Origin of the sequence: Leptolyngbya sp. DQ-M1 (assembly GCF_039962505.1) — a bacterium.
GTDB lineage: Bacteria > Cyanobacteriota > Cyanobacteriia > Leptolyngbyales > Leptolyngbyaceae > Leptolyngbya.
On sequence record NZ_JAMPLJ010000001.1, the window covers coordinates 65327 to 87350 of the forward strand.

Sequence of the window (22024 nt, forward strand, 5' to 3'; positions counted from 1 at the left end):
CATCATGCTTTCTTCTGCTCAAGTTCCTGTGTTACTGGTTGACGACGACTCTAAATTCCGTCAAGGGCTGCAAACGCTGCTTCAGTTTTACAGCAGCCATTGCGCTGCCTCTGGCACACCTGAAGGTGGCCGCACATTTACGGTCGTGGCTGAAGCGACCTCCTCGGAGCAGGCGGTACAACTTGCAGCCGAGCAGCGCCCAAGCTTGATTCTTCTCGACATGGAATTAGCACAGGGCAATGGAATTTCGACGCTGACGGAACTCTCGAAGCTAGAATACCGATCGAAGATCCTAGTCGTTTCGGGACACCAGGAAGAGGAATGGGTGTTTCGAGCAATGCAAGCAGGCGCAAATGGCTATGTGGTTAAAGATGGACTGGCAACGGAATTGTTTAGTGCAATTACAACTGTCTTGAACGATCAGATTTATCTTTCTCCGGCGTTGGCGACTCGGTTTTTTCAGATGTTCTGGTTTTACAACGGGAAAGCACTAGAGAACAAAGCAAAATTGCATTTAACCGATCGCGAACAAGAGGTGCTGTATTGGTTAGTGCAGGGGGCTTCTAATGATGAAATTGCATCTCAACTATACATTTCGATCGCAACCGTGAAGGCGCATTTAACGGCGATTTTCCATAAATTGGAGGTAACGAGCCGCACCCAGGCAATTATTCGCGCTTTGAAAATGGGGTTAGTTAGGGGTTGAGAATGATACCAACTTAAAGAATTTAAAAAACAAAGGGGCAGATCACCGATTCGTTCCATTCGTGAATGGTGGAGACGCGATGATCAATAACATGTAGCAATCACGAATCAAAACAATCACGAATCAAATTGGTATTACGTTTGCGCCATTGCAGGTCGAATTCCGATCCAAGGCTGTACCTGCTCGATTTGTGCAGCTAAGGCTAAAATCGTCGCCTCATCTGCGGGTCGTCCCACAAGCTGAACCCCGATCGGCACTCCATTTGCATCAAATCCAGCCGGAATACTAATGCCCGGTTGACCTGTGACGTTAAACGCGGGACAAGGCGCAATCCACCGGATGATTTGATCGATTGTGCTTGCCGGACTCAACTTTGCCCATTCTCCGACTCGGATGGTCGGGTACATATAAGTTGGAGTCAGTAGTACATCAAAGCGATCGCACAATTCCACCACTTTACGAGCAAAAATTTGAAGCTGTTGGCGCGATTTCGCATACCGTCCCGCAGACGTGAACTTCGCCCGCCACCACAGCCAGCGATTGACCTTCTCTAATAGAAATGGCGGAACTCCAACATCCGTCTGAGTCCGCCAAATCAGCGTAAACGGCTCAATCATTTCGCTAAAATCGAGAGTTAGAGGCTCGATCGTATGCCCCATTGCTTCAAGCAGATGCGCGATTTTTTCGACCGCTTGCACACAAGTTGAATCAGCCTTACCGATTGGCTCAATCTCAGTGACTAATCCAATTCGTAACGGCTCAAGTTGCCGCTGGGTCGCCTCCAGAAAAGAAGTCTCAGGATCAGGCAGCCAATACGGATCACCTGTGACATACCCGGCTGTCACATCCAAAAATGCTGCCACATCTGCAACCGTGTGCGCTAAAGCTCCATTCACCGCAAATCCACCGAGCGCCTCACCGATCGGAGCCATCGAAATTCGACCCCGTGAAGGTTTGAGTCCAACTAATCCACAGCATGCCGCCGGGCCTCGCACTGAGCCACCCCCATCGCTGCCCTGAGCGATCGCACAAAGCCCCGCCGCAACTGCCGCAGACGACCCACCGCTTGAGCCACCCGGCGTATACTCCAAATTCCAAGGATTGCGAGCGGGGGGAAATCCGGGCGCTTCAGTGTAAGGAAAGGAAGCAAGCTGAGAAGTTGCAGTCTTCCCTAGAATGATGAATCCTGCTTGTTTGAGCCTGGTGACGACGAGATCGTCCTGCATTGCAATCTGGTTCCGCGCAACTTTCAAGCCATACGAACACGGAACTCCCTCGACTGGATTGAGATCCTTAATGCCGATCGGCACTCCGAAAAAAGGCGGTAACTCTGACTCTGACAGGCGCTCAGCTTTGGAGCGAGCATCGGCGATCGCGCCTTCTGCGGTCACGGTGTAGAAGCTGCCCAACTGGGGATCAAGCTGTGCGATGCGATCGAGGTAAAGCTGCGTGAGTTCAACTGGAGAGATCTCTTTTGTCCGAATCAGACGCGCTTGTTCGAGCGCTGATGTAAAAGCTAAATCTACAGGATTCATAAATGTGTCCCTAGAGGCAGAGTATTTTTTAGATGATGTAACAAATACTTATACGAAAGTTATGTTCTGACACGATCGCCCCCGATTTTTCTCGAACGATCAATCAGACATTAGGTGACATCATAGTCGAGATAGGTTTTGTATGTCCCGACGCAGGTTATGGATTGTACGAGGTCAGCAGTGGATTTAGCGCCAATTACACCTTCTCCTACCCACATTATCGAATCCCTTGAGCCAATTACAGGCAGTGAGCCTGTGTTTTCGCTTGCGGCTCAGCCCGAATCGAAGTTCTCCAAAGCCGAAATCCGAACGAGCCTCCGCGCTTCGACGATCGATGGCGTGTTTGCGACCATTTTTTCCAACATTGCAGGCGGCGTTCTGTTAAGTAACTTTCTGGTGGAACTTCACGCCAGTCCGGTTGAAATTGGACTCTCAGCCTCGATTCCAATGATGGCGAACTTGATTCAGCCGATCGGGGCAATTCTAGGCGATCGCGCTCGCAGCCGCCACCATTACTGTCTCGCCATCTATACACCATCGCGCCTGATTTGGCTGCTGTTACTTGTCGCGATCGCCGCCTTCCACTGGGGCAAAATTACTGAGGATGCAATGGTGTTGTGGACGCTTGCAATTCTCACGGTTACGCATTTTCTGGGAGCGCTGGGCGGTGCTGCTTGGGTGTCTTGGCTGGCGGCGTTAGTGCCGAAAAAGCTGCGCGGACGGTATTTCAGCATTCGGAATAGTGCTGCGAATTTAACCTGCTTGCTCTGTGTACCGCTAGCAGGGTTTGTGGTGTCACGGTTTGGCGCAGGTTCGATCGTTGGTTATGGCATCGTTCTGCTAATTGGGATCGTGGCGGGATTAATCAGTCTCGGATTTCAGTGGTTTATGAAAGACGTGAATCCACAAGAGCAGCAGAAAGCCTTACCTGCGTCCGCAGAAACGCCGATCGCGTCTGTGCTGCAAGATTCCAACTTCGTGCGATTCCTAATTTACTTCAGCGCCTGGATGTTTGCGGTCAATCTGAGTGCGCCGTTTTTCAACCTGTACCTGCTTGATAACTTGGGGCTAGATGTCAGTTGGGTGACGATCTATAGCAGTCTTTCTTCAGCAGCAAACTTATTAATGCTGATCGTCTGGGGTAAACTTGCCGATCGTGTGGGAAATCGATTTTTGCTGCTGACCGTTGGTGTTTTGGTAGCGTTGACCCCGATCTTCTGGCTGGGGACGGGAACCGATGCGTTATCACTCTGGGTGTGGCTGCCGCTGCTGCACATCCTCGGCGGGGGCACTTGGGCAGCGATCGACCTCTGCAACAACAATATTCAACTGAGCATTACCCCGGTTCGGAATCAATCGACTTATTTTGCCCTCGCAGCCGCGATCGCCGGAGTGAGTGGTGCCTTGGGAACGACCGCAGGCGGATTTCTGGCTCAGTTGGTACAGTATGGGGGGCTGCCTGGACTGTTTGCGTTATCTACGGTTGTTAGGTTTGCGGCACTGATTCCGCTGATTTGGGTGCATGAAGCGGGGAGCCAATCGGTACGCCAAGTGCTGAAATCGCTGTTTACGACCAAAGGAGAAATCGACCTACAACTGCCTCAAGAACAATGAGAGTGCTGGGTCGAATGGTCTTCCATCAAATTTGCTTGCAGCCTCAAACAGTTGCGACCATTCACCTGTAGCTGATATTCCACTCGATCCATCAGCCGATTTAGAATCAACCAGCCATAGCCATGCTCCTGCATCGCTTCGGGCGAGGGTGCAAGATAAGTCGAGAGGTCATACCCCTGTCCGTGATCCCAAATCTCGATCGCCAAATCCCGCCCCTTCAACTCCAAACGCAAAATCACAGGCAGATCAGGTCGGTTGTGGTGTGCGTGTCTCACAACGTTCGAGTAGGCTTCAACGAGCGCCAACCGAAGCCGACTCGACTGGCGCGACCAATCTACCTGATTGCCAATCTCAGCTTCCAAGGTATCGAGCAGCCACCGCTCAACCACCCCTAAAAACTTTAAGTCGCTTGGAACATGAAGCTCAGTTCGCATGGTCACAAAACCTCCAGGGAGAGAATCGTTTGGTCGTCTTCTTGAATTGAGTTGTGAGCTTGAACTTGGGCTAGAAGCTGCTTGAGATCCAGGCGCTCTCCGGCTTGTTGGAGTAACTTCCAAAGTCCGGTTTGGCACAGCATTGCACCGGCTGACGCGATCGAGGGGTTCGATGGATCGTCCGATCGGATTGTGGCTTCGGTAATGCCGTCACTGGTAAGCAACAGCACTTCGCCACTCGTTAGCGTTAACTGTCCTGCGGCGGCTTTCCAGTCTGGCAAAATTCCCAGAGGGACACCTCGCACTTTGAGATAAGTTGGGTCGCAATTGGATGCGATCGTCTGCTTTGACCAAACCACGGGATAGATATGTCCCGCATTGGCGTAGACAAGCTGATGAGTATCAGGCGTGTATCTGGCTAAAACCATTGTGATAAAACAATTTGTTCCCATTAAATCTTCTGAAAGAATACTATTCAGATTTCGCATCACTTGATCAGGATCAGGAGGGGGTTCCTGAGACAGTTCTCGCCGCAGCACTGAAATGGCGCTTGCCATAAATAGAGCAGCAGGAACGCCTTTGCCAGAAACATCGCCCACGGCTAACCACAGGTCGCCTTGGGGATGCTGATAGACCTCGAAAAAGTCGCCTCCTACCTCGCGGGCAGGGTGGCAACAGGCTTGCACTTTTAGCTTGTCTGAGCTTGGTAAGGTCTGCCGGAGTAGGTTCGTTTGAATCTGACGGGCAACGGCTAACTCGGCGCGAATTTGCTCAGCTTGCTGTTGGGTGCGGCGATAGAGCCGCGCTTGGGAAATCGCTAGGGCAGCTTGCTCTGCCACGACTTGAATCAGTTCGATGTCTTCGCTCGACCACATCGGTTTTGCGATCGCTCGGTGCAGCGACAAAATCGCTAGTAGTTCCTGCTGATAAGCCAGCGGTAAGACGAGATGGGGCGAGTTCTCGTCTTCGAGCCGTACAGCTCGATCGCGAAAGACCTCTTGCACCAGTTTGGAGCCGCGATCGTCCTGGCAGGTGTCATAGGCAACATACTCAGTGCAGTACATTGCCGAGTGCGATCGAAAGCCATCGCCTTCAACCGGATGCAAAATACAGCAGGTTGCTTCAAATGTGATTCCGATCGTTTCGACGATCGTTTGCAGCATGTTTTGATAGTCAAGGGATTCGCGGATGGCGGTAGTGATGGCATTAAACGAAGATTCTCGACGGAGCGCGCGGCGCAGATCGGCAGTGCGCTGCTTGAGAACACGGTAGGTTTCTGCGGCTTGCTCGACGACGACTTGAAGTTGCTGAGGCTTCCAGGGCTTGGTGATGTACTTGAACACTTTGCCCGAATTAATGGCATCAACGAGATCCTCTACATCGGTATATCCTGTCAGTACAATCCGGATCGTATCGGGGAAGCGATCGGCGGTACGGCTGAGAAATTCAGTCCCCAGCATTTCGGGCATTCGCTGATCTGAGATAATAATCGCGACTTCGCCCTGCTGGTCTAGAACTTTAAGCGCCTCGATCGCGCTTTTTGCCCGAATCACCTCGAAATTCCGTCGGAAGGTACGGTAAAGCAAGTCGAGATTATCTGGCTCATCGTCGACGATTAACAGCTTGAGCTTGGGGTTCAATTCCCGCCTCATGCAACTCCTCGGAATCCCGTGTAAAAGTCTTTAGGAAACGTACCCGGAAGCCCCAGGAAAACTAACAAAAGCTCAATCTATCCTTCTACCGTAATAAATTCCAGGCTTGAATGATGGTTTTGAGCGATCGCGGTAGCTTGTCTTGCGCGACATCGGCGTATTCGACGGTTCCCATCGGGCTACTCAGTCGCACCACAAAAAAGTCAGCCGCTCCGGCGGTGGCAGGATAGGTTTTGTGATTAAAGCTTTGAAACTGTTCGCGCTCTAGGAGTTGACGAAACTGCTGGACTTTCTCAGGCGAAACGCGCCAAGTACGAACAGGGGCATTTTTACCCCCTACGAAGGTGATCTTCTGCTGCATCCTACCATCTGTGAACAGCACGGTTTCATAATTCTGTCCGGCAAATCCCCCGGAAGACTGCGATCGAAAAATGACGTTGCGCGGCAGGGGACGATCGCCCGACTCTAGCCGTAGCGATTGTCCTTGAGCATCCGTGTGGTACACCCATTGTTGCTGTCTATGCGCGACCACAATCCGCCACCCTTCGACTAATTGCTGAGTACAAAACTCATCGGGGGCAGACAGTTCGAGACAGCCATCTTTCCAGGTTTGGCGCTGGGCTTCGGTAACGCGCAGATCTTTGGCTGGAATGCCGATGCGTCGAGCGAGGTCGCGCCGGACTCGCCAATTCAGCGACTTGGGGTAGGCATAATCAAGCAGTTCAGTGGTGGCGCGTATGGGGGCGGCAGAGGCTTGTAGCAGGGGGATGCTAGTCATCAACGACAGGGCGCTAATTAGGGCGATCGAGGAGATCAGCTTTAGGGGAGAGCGCATAAGAGAATAGAGTTTTTTATTCATGACGGAAGCGCATACTCGAAGGGTTCCAAGCTATCCCTGATCCTATCTCTGTGGTTTCTAGAGTGGGATCGTGACAGGGCTAGAATTTAGCTCCACCGAAACCTGATTAAACCGGCAATCAGGCGATCGCGCTATCAGAGGTAATACACGGGATCGGGGGATGACTTCGGAGCGACGATCGCAAAAATTTGCAGTGTGAGGGATTAAGCCAAAAACTCTGTAATCGGGAGAGCAGGCAAGAAGTATTTTCTACGAATTTTATTTTCAATTCAGAATCGCTCTTATGACGGATTTGGGGGATCTACCGTTGTTTGGATAATAATCAGAGTCCGGTACATTCGCGCCGCCGATCATTCGTCTGAGGATCGTCAGCATGAGATCTAGGCGGACAGAGGTTAAAGCGACGATGATCCCCGAATCTTGCTCTGAGTTGTCTGCTCGAATTTTTCCGGGAAAAACCCAGATGGCGCAGTTGATGCGATCGCACAACTGGGCAGAAACCCCATTAGGTGAGATCGAGCAGTGGTCGTCAAATCTACGGACAGCGGTGAGTATTTGTTTAAACTCCCGCTTCCCGATGGTGATTTGGTGGGGCACAGAATTAATTTTGCTCTACAACGATGCTTGGCGAGCAGTGCTGGGAAATCGACACCCGAAAGCGTTGGGGAGTCCAGGAGAAGACATTTTTTCTGAGAATTGGCATATTGTTGGGCCGCAGTTATACAGCGTATTAGAGACGGGAATTGCAACCTGGGCAGATGATTTGCTCATCCCAATTTTGCGCTCCGACTATCTAGAAGAAGCTTACTATACCTACTCTTACAGCCCGATTTTGTCTGAAGCAGGCGCGGTCGAAGGCGTGTTTACGGCGGTTGCAGAGACGACTGAGCGCGTAATCGGGGAACGCCGACTGGCAACACTGCGAGATTTAGCAGCACAAGCAGGAAAAGCAAGAACGATCGCTCAAGCTTGCCAAGCGACAATCGACACTTTGGGAAATAATCTAGCGGACATTCCCTTTGCTGCGATTTACACGATCGAGGCTGGGGGTGCCGTGCTACAAGCGCAGACAGAAACAGCCCCTCCGCTGCCGATCGATGCTCAGTCTGATTCGTTCTGGCAGCTAGACACGGTAATCAATCAGCGTCAGCCGCAATGGATTGAGAATTTAGCGGAACAATTTGAAGCGATTCCGGTGGGAGTGTTAGCCACTCCGCTTCAGCAGGCGATCGTTTTACCGCTGTGGGCATCGGGGCAAAAAGTTCTCAGCGGACTATTGGTGGTTGGAATTAATCCGGGGCGGCGATGCGATAACGATTACCGTAATTTCTTCCGCATGGCAGCGGGGCATATCGAAACCGCGATCGCCAATGCCGATTCGTATGAATTGGAGCGAAAACGAGCCGAAGCGTTAGCCGAACTCGATCGCGCCAAAACTGAGTTTTTCAGCAATGTGTCTCATGAGTTTCGCACCCCCTTGACCTTGATGTTGAACCCGCTTGAGGAAGTGTTGACCACCAGTTCAGGGGAACATCGATCGCAATTAGAAACGGTGCATCGAAATGGCTTAAGACTATTGAAACTGGTGAATACACTGCTTGACTTCTCACGCATTGAGGCAGGACGAGTGCAAGCGGTGTATCGACCGATCGAACTCTCCACATTTACTGCAGAATTAGCGAGTGTGTTTCGCACCACGATCGAGCGCGGCGGACTGCGGTTTACCATCAACTGCGAAGGTGAGGATCGGGTGTATGTTGATCGGGAAATGTGGGAGAAGATTGTTCTCAATCTGATCTCCAATGCGTTTAAGTTTACGTTTGAGGGTGAAATTGAAGTATTGTTGCGTCGCGTGGGTGACTCTGTTGAATTTAGCGTTCGGGATACGGGTGTAGGAATTCCTCAAGAAGCCTTACCGCGATTGTTTGAGCGGTTTCATCGGCTGAGTGAAACGCGATCGCGCAGTTATGAAGGTTCAGGAATTGGACTGGCGCTAGTGAAAGAGTTAGTCGATCAGCATGGAGGGACGATCTCGGTAGCGAGTCAAGTGGAGATCGGGACAACCTTTACGGTGGAGATCCCATTGGGTTATGCTCATTTACCCAAAGAACAAGTTGAAGATCAACCTCCCCAATCCACCCCTATTCGAGTCGATGCGTTTGTGCAGGAAGCATTGCGCTGGACTATCGAAACCGAGATTGAAGATGATGGCTTTGCGATTTCTGAATCTGAGGCTTCGAGTTGTTCCGTTCGCATTCTCGTTGTGGATGACAATGCTGATCTCAGAGATTATCTAAAAGGCTTACTGACTCAGTTTTATTCGGTTGAAACTGCGATCGATGGCAGAGACGCGCTCAATCGGATTCGCCGCTCTGCGCCTGATCTGATTCTGAGTGATGTGATGATGCCGAACTTGGATGGGTTTGAACTGCTGCAAGAACTGCGATCGCAACCGGAAACGCAGGATATTCCAATCATTCTGCTGTCGGCACGGGCAGGTGAAGAAGCTCGCGTCGAAGGCTTGGGAGCCGGAGCCGATGATTATTTAGTTAAACCCTTTTCGGCGCGGGAACTGATGGCGCGAGTTGAATCAGCGCTGAGGCTGTCGCGCTTACGGCAGGAAACGACCGATCGCGAACGATTGCTACGATCGCAAGCCGAAGTTGCACAGGCTCAAGTTGAAACCATTCTGCAAAGCATTCGAGATGAGTTTATTGTTCTCGATCAAGACTGGCGCTATGTGTACAACAACCAAGCCTCACTGGATCTCACTGGCTTGACCCAAGATGCCTTTCTCGGTCGCTGTATTTGGGAGATGTTTCCGGATCTGGTGGGGAGTGAACTGTATCATTGCTACCGCCAAGCGATGCGAGATCAGGAGGTCGCAGAATTTGAGTTTTTCTACCCGGCTTGGAATCGCTGGTTCCAACATCGGGTTTATCCAACCCCCGCAGGCATTTCGGCGTTCATCTCAGACATTACTGAGCAAAAGCAAACGGAGATTGCCCTGAGACAAAGCGAAGAACGCTTGAAAGGTGCACTTTCAGCGGGTCGCATGGTGGCGTGGTCTTGGGATGCTCAAACCGATGAAGTGGTGCAATCGAACAATGCCACTGAGATTTTAGGCATTGCGCCTGAGCATTTGATTTCTACAAGCCAAATGGTGCGATCGCTGATTCATCCCGGAGATCTGCCCAGGCATCTTGCAGCTCTCAAAGCGGCTGTCACTCAGGATGGCGGAAACTATGTGTCACGCTTTCGGTTAATTCGTCCGGATAATCAAGGGATTCTTTGGGTCGAAGACCGAGGCACGGTTCAGGGTGATGCGTCCGGGAGATTGACCAGAGTGAGCGGCATGGTGATGGATATTTCCAATCGCGTCCGGCTCGAACAAGAGCGCGATCGAATTTTGCTGAAAGAACAGCTTGCCCGCCAAGAAGCAGACCGCGCGAATCGCCTCAAAGATGAATTTCTGGCGGTGTTATCTCACGAACTGCGAACGCCCCTGAATCCGATTTTGGGCTGGGTAAGTTTGCTGCGATCGGGTAAATGTAACCCAACACAAACGCAAAAGGCGCTCGAAACGATCGAACGTAACGCCAAACTGCAAACCCAATTAATCGGTGATCTGCTCGATGTGTCGCGCATTTTGCAAGGAAAACTGCATCTAGCGCAAGAACCCGTCGATCTAAGCGAGATAATTTCTGCTGCGATCGAAACGGTTCAACTGGCAGCCGATGCAAAATCTTTGAGGATTGAAACTCGGATTGATGCGGCAAAACCTGTGATCGGCGATGCTAGACGACTTCAGCAAATTGTCTGGAATCTGCTTTCAAATGCCGTAAAGTTTACTCCGGCAGAAGGTTTGATCGTTGTCTCGCTCACCGAGTCAGAAGGCTTTGCTCAGATTCAAGTGCGCGACACTGGAAAAGGCATTCAGTCGAGGTTTCTGCCGTATGTGTTTGACTATTTCCGTCAGGAAGATGGCTCCTCGACTCGATCGTTTGGGGGATTGGGATTAGGCTTAGCGATCGTGCGGTATTTGACTGAACTACATGGTGGAAGCGTGAGTGCTTACAGTGCAGGGGAAGGACAAGGCGCAACCTTTACGGCGAAATTGCCTGTCGTCAATCGCGTGGTCAATTCCGCAGAGCCATCCCTAGATCCGATCGGGCAATCGCTGCAAGGTTATCGCATTCTGGTTGTGGATGACGATCGCGATTCCAACGCCTTAGCCGCCTTCGTGCTAGAAACAGCAGGAGCCTCGGTTTTCGTTGCCACTTCTGCGACCGAAGCGCTGCAAAAATTGAGCAGCCTGAAAATTGATCTCCTGGTGAGCGATATTGGAATGCCAGAGCTAGACGGATATGAATTGCTCAGACGAGTGCGATCGCACTCGATGAGACTTCCGGCGATCGCGCTGACGGCTTATGCGGGTGAAACCGATCAGAAACACGCGATCAATGCAGGCTTTCAGGCACATTTAGCGAAACCGATCGAGCCAGAGCAATTGTTAGCGATCGCGTCTACGCTGCTAAGAAAGACGGTCGAATCTGCACCCCAATCGCTACAATCGAGTATGCTGTCTTAGTGTCAAACGGTATGGATACTGCCTCGCTCAAACGGGATGTCGAATTGCTCACGTCGCGCCTGGGTAAAACCCAGGACTATCTTTGACGTTCCTGCCCTGACCGCCAAAATTCAAGACCTAGAACAAGTCGCGTCTCAACCTGATTTTTGGGACGACCAAACCAATGCCCAAAGCACGCTACAAGAATTAAACGAATACAAATCGCACCTCGAACAGTTCGATCGCTGGAAATCAGATCTTGAAGATGCCGCAGCGACGATCGAACTTCTCGAACTCGAATCTGATCAATCTCTGCTCGAAGAAGCCGAAGCCAAGACCGATCAGCTAAAGCGCGATCTAGATCAGTGGGAACTCCAGCAGATGCTGTCTGGAACTTACGATACCAAGGGTGCAGTTCTAACGATCAATGCAGGTGCAGGTGGAACGGATGCTCAGGATTGGGCAGAAATGCTGCTGCGAATGTATACCCGCTGGGGCGAAGCGCATGGCTACAAAGTTCACCTGATGGAAATGTCCGAAGGCGACGAAGCTGGAATCAAATCTGCGACGCTTGAAATTGATGGGCGATATGCTTACGGCTATCTCAAGATGGAGAAAGGCACTCATCGCTTAGTCAGAATTTCCCCGTTTAACGCGAACGATAAACGGCAAACCAGCTTTGCTGGAGTGGAAGTGATGCCGATGATTGATTTGTCGGTGCAACTGGACATTCCGGAGAAAGACTTGGAAATCACTACGTCTCGCGCCGGCGGTAAAGGGGGGCAAAACGTCAACAAAGTGGAAACGGCGGTGCGAATTGTGCATAAACCGACGGGTTTAGCGGTGCGCTGTACTGAGGAGCGATCGCAGCTTCAAAACAAAGAAAAAGCCCTGGCTATTCTTAAAGCCAAGTTGTTAATTATTGCCGAGGAACAACGCGCCAAAGAAATTGCTGAAATCAGGGGCGATATGGTCGAGGCAGCTTGGGGAATGCAGATTCGCAACTATGTGTTCCATCCGTATCAGATGGTGAAAGATCTGCGAACCAATGTAGAAACAACTGCGGTACAAGATGTGATGAACGGAGAAATTGATCCATTCATTGAAGCTTGTTTACGGCAGGAGAATCAATTAGTCGAGGCGTAGTTGCTCTGCTAGATGCGATTCACTGTTAGGCAGACGACGATCGCATCTAGCAGACTGCCTGTATCTTGTTAGGATCGATGCCTTGAGAAGTGACTGCTTTGATGTGCAATTCATTCAAGCTTTTTACACGAAATCAGATGCGCTCTGATTGTAGCCCTTCTTGAACGATCGAACCTTCAACAATGAGGTCAAGATTATGCCATTTGTATTAATTAGAGGAACGTTTGATCCGACCAGTGGCGAGCCTGATGGCGACTCGGTTCGGTTTCAGGCAGAGGACGATACATTGTTTGACAAGCTAGAGGGGAGAGTCGAATTTAAGGGTGGTGGGCAAGTTCAGCTTCGATACGAGGCAATTGATGCCCTCGAAAAAGCGGCGATTCGACCCTTCTCTTCAGACGCAACGAAACAGAATATCAAGTTACTCGGCGGCGATAAATCTGGATTGCCCGGATATATTCTATCTAGAAATGCGGATGGCAATGGACGACCTGTTTGTTTTGTCTTTACGGGCGATCCGCCAGATTGGGACAACGACGGCAGAGGGAATGAACTTGACGCGGACTTGCTGCGTCAAAGTGTCAATTATCGATTGCTCCAAGAGGGTCATGTCTACCCGATGTTTTATGACACGCTTTATAAGGAGTTGCGCGATGAGATGGTAGCTGCAACTCAGAAGGCACGAGCCGCAAAGCGAGGACTTTGGTCTGCCGATCGCTCAACCGAGGGATTTCAAGTTGATGTTCCACCTAACCTTGCAGAATTGCCTCCGATCTTTCCTAAACTGTGGCGGCGGTTGCAGTCGTTTTATCGACGTCCATCTAATCGCGAAAAAGGACTTGATGTGTTTATGCGAGAGTTATCGAGAGGAAAAGATCGGCTTTTTACCATTCCTGATCAGCGATCGGTCAAGTTTTCGACTGTATTAAAAGTAAGCGGCAACAAGATCACAATGCGCTACAAACCCGAAGAGATGGTGTTTGAGTCAGATGTTCGCTTAGAACGCTTGGCTACGAGCGTTGCGATGTCTTCTCCCTTTGCATGACTTCCGTCGGATTAATTCTAGGTACTAGCTTGAAGGCTTCTGGATAACGCGCACTACCGCAAAACAGCAGACAGCAACCGATGCCAGTAAGGATAGTTGCTGTCTGCTGTTTTTTTAGATATCGAGTTTAGATATCGAGGTCGGTTAGATTCATCTTCGATCCGTAGGTTTCGATGAACTCACGACGAGGAGCCACACGATCGCCCATCAGCACCGTAAAGATGCGATCGGCTTCGGCGGCATCTTCGATTTCAACGCGCTTTAGTGTGCGAGTTTCGGGATTCATCGTGGTATCCCAAAGCTGTTGCGGCATCATTTCACCCAACCCTTTGAAGCGCTGAATGTGATAGCTGGCATTGTCAGGGAAGCTCGACAAGCGTTCTTGTAGATCGCGCTCACTATAGCAGTAGTAATGATTGCGTCCGCGCTCGACTTTGTACAACGGAGGACAAGCGATGTAGACATAACCTTGATCCACCATCATGCGCTGATAACGATAGAAGAAAGTCAGCAACAAAGTTCTAATGTGCGCTCCGTCCACGTCCGCGTCAGTCATGATGATGATGCGGTGATAACGCAACTGCGAGACATCAAATTCCTCGCCTTTGATTCCCAAACCTAATGCGGTGATCAGGGCTTGAATCTCAGTATTCTTGTAGATCTTGGCATCGTCGGTTTTCTCGATGTTGAGAATCTTACCGCGTAAAGGCAAGATTGCTTGGAACCGTCGATCGCGTCCTTGCTTGGCGCTTCCACCCGCAGAATCCCCTTCTACGATGTAGATTTCTGACTCACTCGGATCGCGTGTGGCACAATCTGCTAGCTTTCCGGGCAGCGTAGAAGACTCTAGTACCGACTTACGGCGTACCATTTCTCGTGCATGACGCGCCGCTTCTGCCGCTTTGAACGCCTGCACCGCTTTTTCGATGATGGCATCGCACACACCCGGACGAAATTCGAGATACTCGGTTAGCACCTCACCGACCAGAGAATCGACAATTCCGCGAACTTCAGTATTGCCTAACTTTGTCTTAGTTTGTCCCTCGAATTCTGGGTCGGGAACTTTTACCGAAATCACAGCCGTTAAGCCTTCTCGGATGTTCTCGCCTGCAAGGTTGGATTCGTTTTCTTTGATCTTGTTGCGTTTGCGGGCGATCGAATTTAGCGTTCGCGTTAGAACTGCTTTTAATCCCTCTAGGTGCGTTCCACCGTCCACGGTGCGGATATTGTTTGCAAATCCGATAATGTTATCGGTATAAGCATCTACACACCATTGCAGTGCTACTTCAACTTGAATGTTGCTGCGTTCACCTTGAACGAAGATCACTTCTTCATGAAGCGGTTGCTTCTCGCGGTTCATGTAGCTCACGTATTCCCGAATCCCACCTTCGTAGAAGTAAGTTTCTTCACGTTCGGAATCGGGACGACGATCGCTAAATGTAATCTTGACTCCGCCATTCAAGTACGCCAATTCTCGCAAGCGTCCAGAAAGCGTGGTGTAATCAAACTTCGTTGTCTCAGTAAAGATTGTGGCATCCGGCAAAAATGTCACGGATGTTCCTGTTCGGGATTGGGGATATGGTTCCACCTTCATCTCACCAACTGCGGCACCCCGCTCGAATCGCTGGAGGTGAACTTTCTTATCGCGCCAGACGGTGACTTCGACCCATTCTGAAAGCGCGTTCACGACAGAAACGCCGACCCCATGTAGACCGCCAGAAACCTTGTAGCCGCCGCCGCCAAACTTACCGCCAGCGTGTAAAATTGTCAGCACAGTTTCCAGACCGGACTTGCCAGTTTTGGCAACGATTCCAGTTGGGATGCCGCGTCCGTCGTCAGTGACGCTGACGGAGCCATCGGCATTGATGGAGATGTCGATCGTTTTGCAATAGCCCGCGAGTGCTTCATCGACCGAGTTGTCAACAACCTCGTAAACAAGGTGATGCAATCCACGAGGGCCAGTGCTGCCGATATACATACCGGGACGTTTCCGCACGGCTTCAAGACCTTCGAGGACTTGGATCTGTTGGGCATCGTAGTTTGTCGTCATAGGAAGCGTTCTTTAGGGCGAGGTGTAGCAGAAGTGCGGGATAAAATCAAGCTGAAGAGCAAACTGAACTTGAGAAGGCAAATTCTTCCAAAATTATAGCACAAAAGCCTTATAAGCGGTTTGAGCGCGATTTCAGGCGAATTTTGAAAGTGGGATGGATCGGTCTATTTTGACTCAAAATTTTCAGAATGAATCAAGAATATTTAACAATACGCCTGTACTTATTATAATTGCTGGAGCCACGGCAACGGGGAAATCAGGAGTCGCGATCGAACTTGCCGAACGCTTAGAGTCGATCGTCCTCAGCGCAGATTCGCGGCAAGTGTACCGAGAGTTTACCATTGGAACGGCAAAACCGACGCTGCAAGAGCAAAATCGAGTGCCTCATTATTTGATCGATATTTGCGATCCGACTGAGACGCTTACGGTTGCCGATTACCAGATGCAGGCGCGGGAGATTTTGAATCGGGGTGGCATTCAATTTCTAGTCGGCGGAACGGGTCTATATATTAAAGCGATCGCACGCGGCATGAGAATTCCCAGAGTTGCGCCGCAACCAGAATTACGATCGCAGCTTGAGCAGTTAGGGCAGAAAACGCTGTATGCGATGTTGCAGCAAGTGGATGAGATCGCGGCAACTCGGATTCATGCCAATGATCAAGTGCGAACGCTGAGAGCATTGGAAGTCTTTTATGTGACGGGTCGCCCGATTTCTGAGCAGCAAGGGGAAGAGCCGCCGAAGTTTCCGATTTTGCAGATTGGATTAGAGAGCGATCGATTGGAGCAACGGATCGCGAAACGCACCGGACAAATGATCGAAATGGGATTTGTCGCCGAAGTCGAAACGCTGTGTAAAAAGTATGGTGAAGCGTTGCCGTTGTTGAATACTTTGGGTTATGCAGAGATGCGGCAGTATTTACGAGGTGAGATTTCGCTCGATGAAGCGGAGCGGTTAACGGTGTTGCATACGCGGCAGTTTGCAAAGCGGCAACGGACTTGGTTTCGGGCAGTCCCGGAAATTGAATGGTTTGATTCGGATGCTGTCGATTTGGTCGATCGTATCTGGACGCGAATTCAAGCGTTTTGTGCAGTGCTGTGAGATTGGAAAGACAAAGAACTCTACTGGTTGAAGCGTGAGAGAGTGCAATTGTGCAAGATGAAACGATCGGGGGGCGCGATCGCGCTTTTCAATTAGGATCTTTTGAGCGTAGCGGTAGCCGCAGTTTGACGCTGTGGGCGCTTGCGGTCTGATTTTCTGGTGTAGCCGATGGCTTCGATTTCATTTGCATCTGCGCCATATTGAGCTAGGACTGATTTCTTCATGCTGAGGACTGCATTGTGAAATTCCCATTCAAGCTTCTGGGCAGCATCACTGGCGCTCCGGTATAAGGCTTTTGCCTGAATTTCGGCTTCTTGTGCTAGTCGCATCTTTTCTTCGAGATCACATAGCGTTGAAATTTTCGCTTCGGGGCGAAGTGCAATGTAATCTTTAAAGCCTTTGGCTCCTTGAAGGGCTTTTACGTCGTCTTGAATCACAGCATCTCGTAGACGCTTACTCGTATCGACATTTGCCATTCGTTTTCTCCTTTTTTAGTGTGGTTGGAATAGCAGCTTTAATATTCCCGATAAAGTGAAAATTGGTACAGGAACTCGAATTCCCATCTTTGTTTTAGAGAAATAAACCTGGTTTTAGAGAAATCAATTTTGGAGTCAAGCAATCAATCTAGGAATCAAGAAATCAATCTTTGTTTTAGAGAAATAAACCTGGTTTTAGAGAAATCAATTTTGGAGTTGAAAAATCAATTTTGGAATTGAGAAATTAAGTTGGGAGAGCAGGAACACGATCGCGATTAGAAGTGCGAGTTAAGTAGAAGGATTTGCGGTAAAACAGTCAAGCATCACCCTCGAACTTGCCGAAAAAGAAAAGCGTGGCGAAAAAATCGCTGGCGCTTGGGCAATCGATCGCAGTCCTGCCAAAACCTGAAATGCGATCGCGCTAGGTTAAGGAAAATATCGGTAAATGTTGCTGCGATGCAATACACGCGCAAACGTCACTGTTTCCCCATCAAAAAATAAGCCGATGCGATAATCTCCGACACGAATCCGAAACGATCGTCAGATCCTTTGAGTCTGCTCAGATTACTATTTCATCAAAACTTTCAAGATTCGGAATCTGCTCCAACACCAGAGAATCGATCGCCTCAAACACAGGACTACTTCTAAGCGCCTTCAAATCCTTCAGAAACTTAGGCAAGTATTCAACCTTCACTCTGCTGCCATTTCCCTGCGTGCTTCCTCTAAACTTAAGGGAATTTCCTGCTGTGCTTCTATCATGGCGCGATACAATCCTTCGTCTTCTAGCACTTCAAGCAACTTTTGATAATCTGCAATATCGATCACTACCTTACGAATTTGCCCTTCTGCATCCGTGATAAATTCCTGAGCAAAGGGATAGTCTTTCGCTTGAATGCTCATTGAACGAGAAAGCCTTAGGGGTCAGTCCGATCTTAATCCCTCATCGCTTCTTTCTCACAATCTCGATCGTAATCTTCCCCCCAAAATCCGGTATCGGAGCCGCAGGTTTCGTCAACTTCACTTGCACTTGAGCGACTTGATCAAATTGCAAGACCGCTTGTGCAATTTCAGTGGCTAATTTCTCTAACAAATTGAATCGCGATGTTTTGATCAATCTCTGAGTCACTTCGATCGCATCGCAATAGTTCAAAGTATTGGTTAGTCGATCGCTCTCCCCCGCCGTTGCCAAATCCAACCAAAGCGTTAAATCCACCTCAAACCACTGCCCTAAAACCTGTTCTTCTGGCAGTGCGCCCGTGTAGCCATAGCCGCGAATTTCAGTTAAGTGAATACAATCCATCAGGGCTTAAAGTTATAACCTTTGCGAACGTAGTAGTTTTTAATCCAAACTCCGAAGCGCTTCACTGAAACAGTCACAGGTTCGGAGGTTCGATCGAACTTCGAGAGTACCATCAATTCCGCCGGATACCAATCATCCGAAACAATCACCGCATCTTTACCCTGCAAAGGTTTCGAGTCGCGATACCAAAAATCAAACTGATCAATCCGATCGCTCACTGCAATCACATTCCGATTGTTCAATTCATAAGCTAATGCTGACGCAGAGCGATAGTCAGAAGTCATCAATAGTGGATTGCTTAGCGCTTGAGATTCAGACTGAACGATCGCTGCAACTTCTCGCCAACCAAACAACATTCGCGAATCTGGATCAACGTCTTTGCTAATCAACGCCGAAAGCGGTAACACCGTATAGTGAATGACTAGCAACGTTGAAATAATCAATCCATAGATGGCGTGAGCGTTTGGTCTCTTGAGTACAAACGGCAGCAAAGGAAATAGCAGTAAATAGGCTGTAATGTTCCAGTAATACAATGCTGCTGAGATTAGAGAAATGATCGTCAGTACGATCGATGAGATCGCAAATACCCAAAATGCAACGATCGGATAAATCGAATTAACAGGTAAGCGAGTTTTCAACAAGCGATAAAACCCAATCCAGCAAAAAGGCGAAATTACAAAAAACGAAACTAAAGTAAATCCAAGAAACGAACCAATCTTAATTCCAGGAATAACAGGATTTACACTACGCTGAACATAATATTGAAATGATTGAAAATCATTAGAAAAATTCCAAATCAAAATTGGAATCAGAGCAGTTGACGCGATCGCAATTGCAATATAAAGTCGTCGATCGCGAAACAGCGAACGCAATCGAGCATTGGTAATCAACGTCGCGAAAAAACCAACCGCAACAAACACCGCATTATATTTAGAAAGTATCGCCAACGAAAGCGCGATCGCGCTTCCATACAATCGCCAAGTTTCTCCGCGTCCATCCGCAAGATAGCGATCGAGAAATCGGATAAATAAGTATGCCGAAATTAACGAAAACGTAATCAGTAGATGATCGTGCCACGCAAACCCTAGAAATATAAAATAGAGCGGCGATGCCAATACAAACAGCACCACAGCTCGAATATCCAAATCTTTGTGGAGATACCGTACAATTAAATAGTAAGTGTAGAAGAAGGCAATGCTGCTGAACAGATTTGGCAACCTGAGCGTAAACGTCGATCGTCCAAAAATTGTTGCAAAAACGCCTTGTACCCAAGCTTCTAAAGGCGGATGATCATAATAAGACCAATCTAAATGCTGTCCCCACAGCCAATAATAAGCCTCATCTGGATTTGGAAACGCTGTAAACCAGAAGATAAGCCGCAGCAGCAGAAAAATCAGGAAGAAAAAAATCATTAGATAGCGAGTGAGGCAAACACGCAATTTCATGATTATCGATGATTGCGCCCTCTAATTTGTGCCTAAACCCCCGCATTCAACTCCAGAGTTGCGAATATAGAGAGAAGTGAAGAGGTGAAAGAATGCAGCCAGTTGATTACACAACGCTGATGGCGATTTGTGCAGAACTACGATCGCAATGGCTCCCCGCCCGATTTGAGCAAGCCTATCAGCGTGATCGCTACACCGTTCTATTAGCCTTACGAACCCTAAAAAAACGCGGCTGGCTCACGTTGTCTTGGCATCCCCAAGCCGCCCGAATTCACTCCAGCGATCCGCCCCCACGCGATCCAGATACCTTCACCTTTAGTCAGCAGTTACGCCATCAGTTAGGCGGATTAGCACTCGTTGCGATCGAGCCTGTCTCACCCTGGGAAAGAGCGATTGATCTTCAGTTTGCCCATCGTCCGGGCGAGCCTGCCTTGTGGCATCTGTATCTCGAAGTCATGGGGCAATATAGCAACGCAATTTTAGTCAATCAAGACAACGCGATCGTCACCGCAGCGCATCAGGTCAGTTCTAATCAGTCAAGTGTGCGCCCAATTCAAACGGGTCAACCGTATGAACTTCCCCCCCCTCGACTCGATCCGGCTCCAAACTCAGCAGAAGCAATCGATCGATGGCGTTCGCGCATTAGTCTTGTTCCGGGCGCAATTCGCAAAAATCTAGTGAAGTCCTATCGCGGGTTAAGTTCTGCGCTCGTTCTATCGATGTTGCAAGCAGCAGACCTTGATCCAGATCGATCGACCGATACTCTCACAGGCCCAGAATGGCAACGCTTATTCGAGTGCTGGCAGTTTTGGTTAAAAGCGATCGACGCCGATCAATTCCATTCTGGCTTTACACCGCAGGGCTACACGGTGGTTTGGGGACACGATCAAATTGGCGTGCAGCAAATGATCGATCGCTATTACCGCGATCAACTCAACCAGCAGGAATTTACTCAACTTCGCCATCAAATCACCCAAAAGTTAAACAACGTTCTCGGTAAACTGCGAACGAAAGCGGCAGGGTTTGAAAGTCGATTAGATCGCTCCGATCGCGCTGATCAAGCCAAGCAGCAAGCCGATCTCCTGATGGCAAACCTGCACCAGTGGGAACCGGGAATGAAATCGATCGAGCTTGCTGATTTCGAGACAGAAGAGCCTGTCACCATTCCGCTCGATCCTGAGAAAAACGCTGTTCTCAACGCTCAAGCCCTTTACAAGCAGCACCAGAAATTAAAGCGAACTCGCGCCGCGATCGAACCCCTACTCGAAACCGTACAAGCAGAAATCTCTTATTTAGAAGAGATCGAAACCGCGATCGCTCAGTTTGAAAAATACGAAACCCCAGACGACCTGAAAGGACTGGAAGAAATCCGCGATGAACTGGTTCAAGAAGGCTACCTCGAAGGCTCCGAATATCGTAAAGCCGTCGCCCAGCAAGACTCCGAAATCCAGCCGCACCGCTACACAACGCCTAGCGGGTTTGAACTGCTGATCGGACGCAACAACCGACAGAACGATCAGCTCACGTTCCGAACCGCGACCGAATATGATTTGTGGTTCCATACTCAGGAGATTCCGGGCAGTCATGTTCTACTGCGACTGGAACCAGGAGCGATCGCCGACGAAAAAGATCTCCAGTTCACCGCAAATTTAGCCGCCTACTACAGTCGTGCCCGTCAAAGTGAGCAAGTTCCTGTCGTTTACACCGAGCCAAAAAACGTTTACAAACCCAAAGGCGCAAAGCCTGGAACCGTGATCTACAAACAGGAGCGGGTCATTTGGGGACAACCACAGCAAGGTAGAGAAATTGTGGCGATCGCTCAACCCATCAGTTAATCTTTTGCTCAGCTAAATCTGCCATTAGTTAGAAATATGTCAGGAGGTCATAAAGATTCGTGACAAAAGATTTGTGTATGTTGTTACAATGTTCAACAGATAGGGATTATTACTCTATGAAACCCCTGCAAGTTTGGGAAACGCGCAGAAGGGTTTTCTCCAATGTGAAACGACAACAGGTTAATCCGAAGCCAGCTTTTAGCGAAGTTGGCTTTTTTATTTATTCTTACTTGTATTGCTTAGTGCTGATTGTAGCGC

At 49.4% G+C, this 22024-nt stretch carries 16 protein-coding genes; 7 read left to right on the forward strand and 9 right to left on the reverse strand.

The window, feature by feature from the left end:
• The first annotated feature begins 4 nt into the window (after positions 1 to 4).
• Positions 5 to 706 carry a response regulator transcription factor gene (locus NC981_RS00320; RefSeq protein WP_348241054.1) on the forward strand — a complete coding sequence of 234 codons (702 nt, stop codon included), beginning with the start codon at positions 5 to 7 and terminating at the stop codon, positions 704 to 706.
• 134 nt (positions 707 to 840) lie between these two features.
• Here NC981_RS00320 and NC981_RS00325 read toward each other — a convergent pair whose 3' ends face one another.
• A complete protein-coding gene (locus NC981_RS00325; RefSeq protein ID WP_348241055.1) occupies positions 841 to 2241 on the reverse strand; it encodes an amidase in 1401 nt (466 codons plus the stop codon).
• 180 nt (positions 2242 to 2421) lie between these two features.
• Between NC981_RS00325 and NC981_RS00330 the strand changes: the two genes are divergently transcribed.
• Positions 2422 to 3855 (forward strand): MFS transporter, encoded by a 1434-nt coding sequence (locus NC981_RS00330; RefSeq protein WP_348241056.1) that lies wholly within the window; start codon positions 2422 to 2424, stop codon positions 3853 to 3855.
• On the opposite strand, the gene NC981_RS00335 is transcribed toward NC981_RS00330, so the two are convergent.
• The 3 genes from NC981_RS00335 to NC981_RS00345 all read right to left on the reverse strand — a co-directional run bounded on the left by NC981_RS00335 (position 3843) and on the right by NC981_RS00345 (position 6776).
• Positions 3843 to 4289 carry an anti-sigma regulatory factor gene (locus NC981_RS00335; RefSeq protein ID WP_190376247.1) on the reverse strand — a complete coding sequence of 149 codons (447 nt, stop codon included), beginning with the start codon at positions 4287 to 4289 and terminating at the stop codon, positions 3843 to 3845. The genes NC981_RS00330 and NC981_RS00335 overlap by 13 nt on opposite strands.
• Positions 4290 to 4291: 2 nt before the next feature.
• Positions 4292 to 5941, reverse strand: a complete 1650-nt coding sequence (locus NC981_RS00340) for a SpoIIE family protein phosphatase (RefSeq protein ID WP_348241057.1) — start codon at positions 5939 to 5941, stop codon at positions 4292 to 4294.
• A gap of 85 nt (positions 5942 to 6026) precedes the next feature.
• The gene (locus tag NC981_RS00345; protein ID WP_348241058.1) at positions 6027 to 6776 is read right to left on the reverse strand and encodes a hypothetical protein; all 750 of its coding nucleotides are present in this window, start codon (positions 6774 to 6776) and stop codon (positions 6027 to 6029) included.
• A gap of 397 nt (positions 6777 to 7173) precedes the next feature.
• Between NC981_RS00345 and NC981_RS00350 the strand changes: the two genes are divergently transcribed.
• From NC981_RS00350 to NC981_RS00360, 3 genes are all read left to right on the forward strand, one after another.
• Positions 7174 to 11391, forward strand: coding sequence for an ATP-binding protein (locus tag NC981_RS00350; RefSeq protein WP_348241059.1), 4218 nt, complete (start codon positions 7174 to 7176; stop codon positions 11389 to 11391).
• Positions 11392 to 11402: 11 nt separating this feature from the next.
• Positions 11403 to 12516, forward strand: a protein-coding gene (prfB, locus tag NC981_RS00355; protein WP_348241060.1) for a peptide chain release factor 2 whose coding sequence is annotated in 2 segments (ribosomal slippage) — positions 11403 to 11474 and positions 11476 to 12516 — 1113 coding nt in all. Because the reading frame shifts where the segments join, the coding sequence is not laid out codon by codon here.
• A gap of 196 nt (positions 12517 to 12712) precedes the next feature.
• Positions 12713 to 13561 carry a thermonuclease family protein gene (locus tag NC981_RS00360; protein ID WP_190376242.1) on the forward strand — a complete coding sequence of 283 codons (849 nt, stop codon included), beginning with the start codon at positions 12713 to 12715 and terminating at the stop codon, positions 13559 to 13561.
• A gap of 127 nt (positions 13562 to 13688) precedes the next feature.
• Here the strand turns inward: NC981_RS00360 and gyrB are convergent, their stop codons facing one another.
• Entirely contained in the window at positions 13689 to 15611 is a 1923-nt protein-coding gene (gene gyrB, locus NC981_RS00365; RefSeq protein ID WP_190376241.1) for a DNA topoisomerase (ATP-hydrolyzing) subunit B, read from the reverse strand.
• 154 nt (positions 15612 to 15765) lie between these two features.
• Here gyrB and miaA point away from each other — a divergent pair, with 154 nt between their 5' ends.
• Positions 15766 to 16710, forward strand: a complete 945-nt coding sequence (miaA, locus tag NC981_RS00370) for a tRNA (adenosine(37)-N6)-dimethylallyltransferase MiaA (RefSeq protein WP_348241061.1) — start codon at positions 15766 to 15768, stop codon at positions 16708 to 16710.
• Between the two features lie 92 nt (positions 16711 to 16802).
• Here the strand turns inward: miaA and NC981_RS00375 are convergent, their stop codons facing one another.
• The 4 genes from NC981_RS00375 to NC981_RS00390 all read right to left on the reverse strand — a co-directional run bounded on the left by NC981_RS00375 (position 16803) and on the right by NC981_RS00390 (position 19931).
• On the reverse strand, positions 16803 to 17186 hold the full coding sequence (locus NC981_RS00375; RefSeq protein WP_190376239.1) for a hypothetical protein: 384 nt from the start codon (positions 17184 to 17186) through the stop codon (positions 16803 to 16805).
• Positions 17187 to 17876: 690 nt separating this feature from the next.
• The gene (locus tag NC981_RS00380) at positions 17877 to 18080 is read right to left on the reverse strand and encodes a hypothetical protein (protein WP_190376371.1); all 204 of its coding nucleotides are present in this window, start codon (positions 18078 to 18080) and stop codon (positions 17877 to 17879) included.
• Positions 18081 to 18126: 46 nt separating this feature from the next.
• Complete coding sequence (gene folB / locus NC981_RS00385) at positions 18127 to 18486, reverse strand: dihydroneopterin aldolase (protein ID WP_348241062.1); 360 nt, start codon at positions 18484 to 18486, stop codon at positions 18127 to 18129.
• Positions 18486 to 19931: a glycosyltransferase family 39 protein gene (locus NC981_RS00390; RefSeq protein ID WP_348241063.1), complete on the reverse strand. Its 1446-nt coding sequence runs from the start codon at positions 19929 to 19931 to the stop codon at positions 18486 to 18488. Before NC981_RS00390 ends, folB begins: the two co-directional genes overlap by 1 nt.
• A gap of 92 nt (positions 19932 to 20023) precedes the next feature.
• Here NC981_RS00390 and NC981_RS00395 point away from each other — a divergent pair, with 92 nt between their 5' ends.
• Entirely contained in the window at positions 20024 to 21766 is a 1743-nt protein-coding gene (locus tag NC981_RS00395; RefSeq protein ID WP_348241064.1) for an NFACT RNA binding domain-containing protein, read from the forward strand.
• Positions 21767 to 22024: the final 258 nt, after the last annotated feature.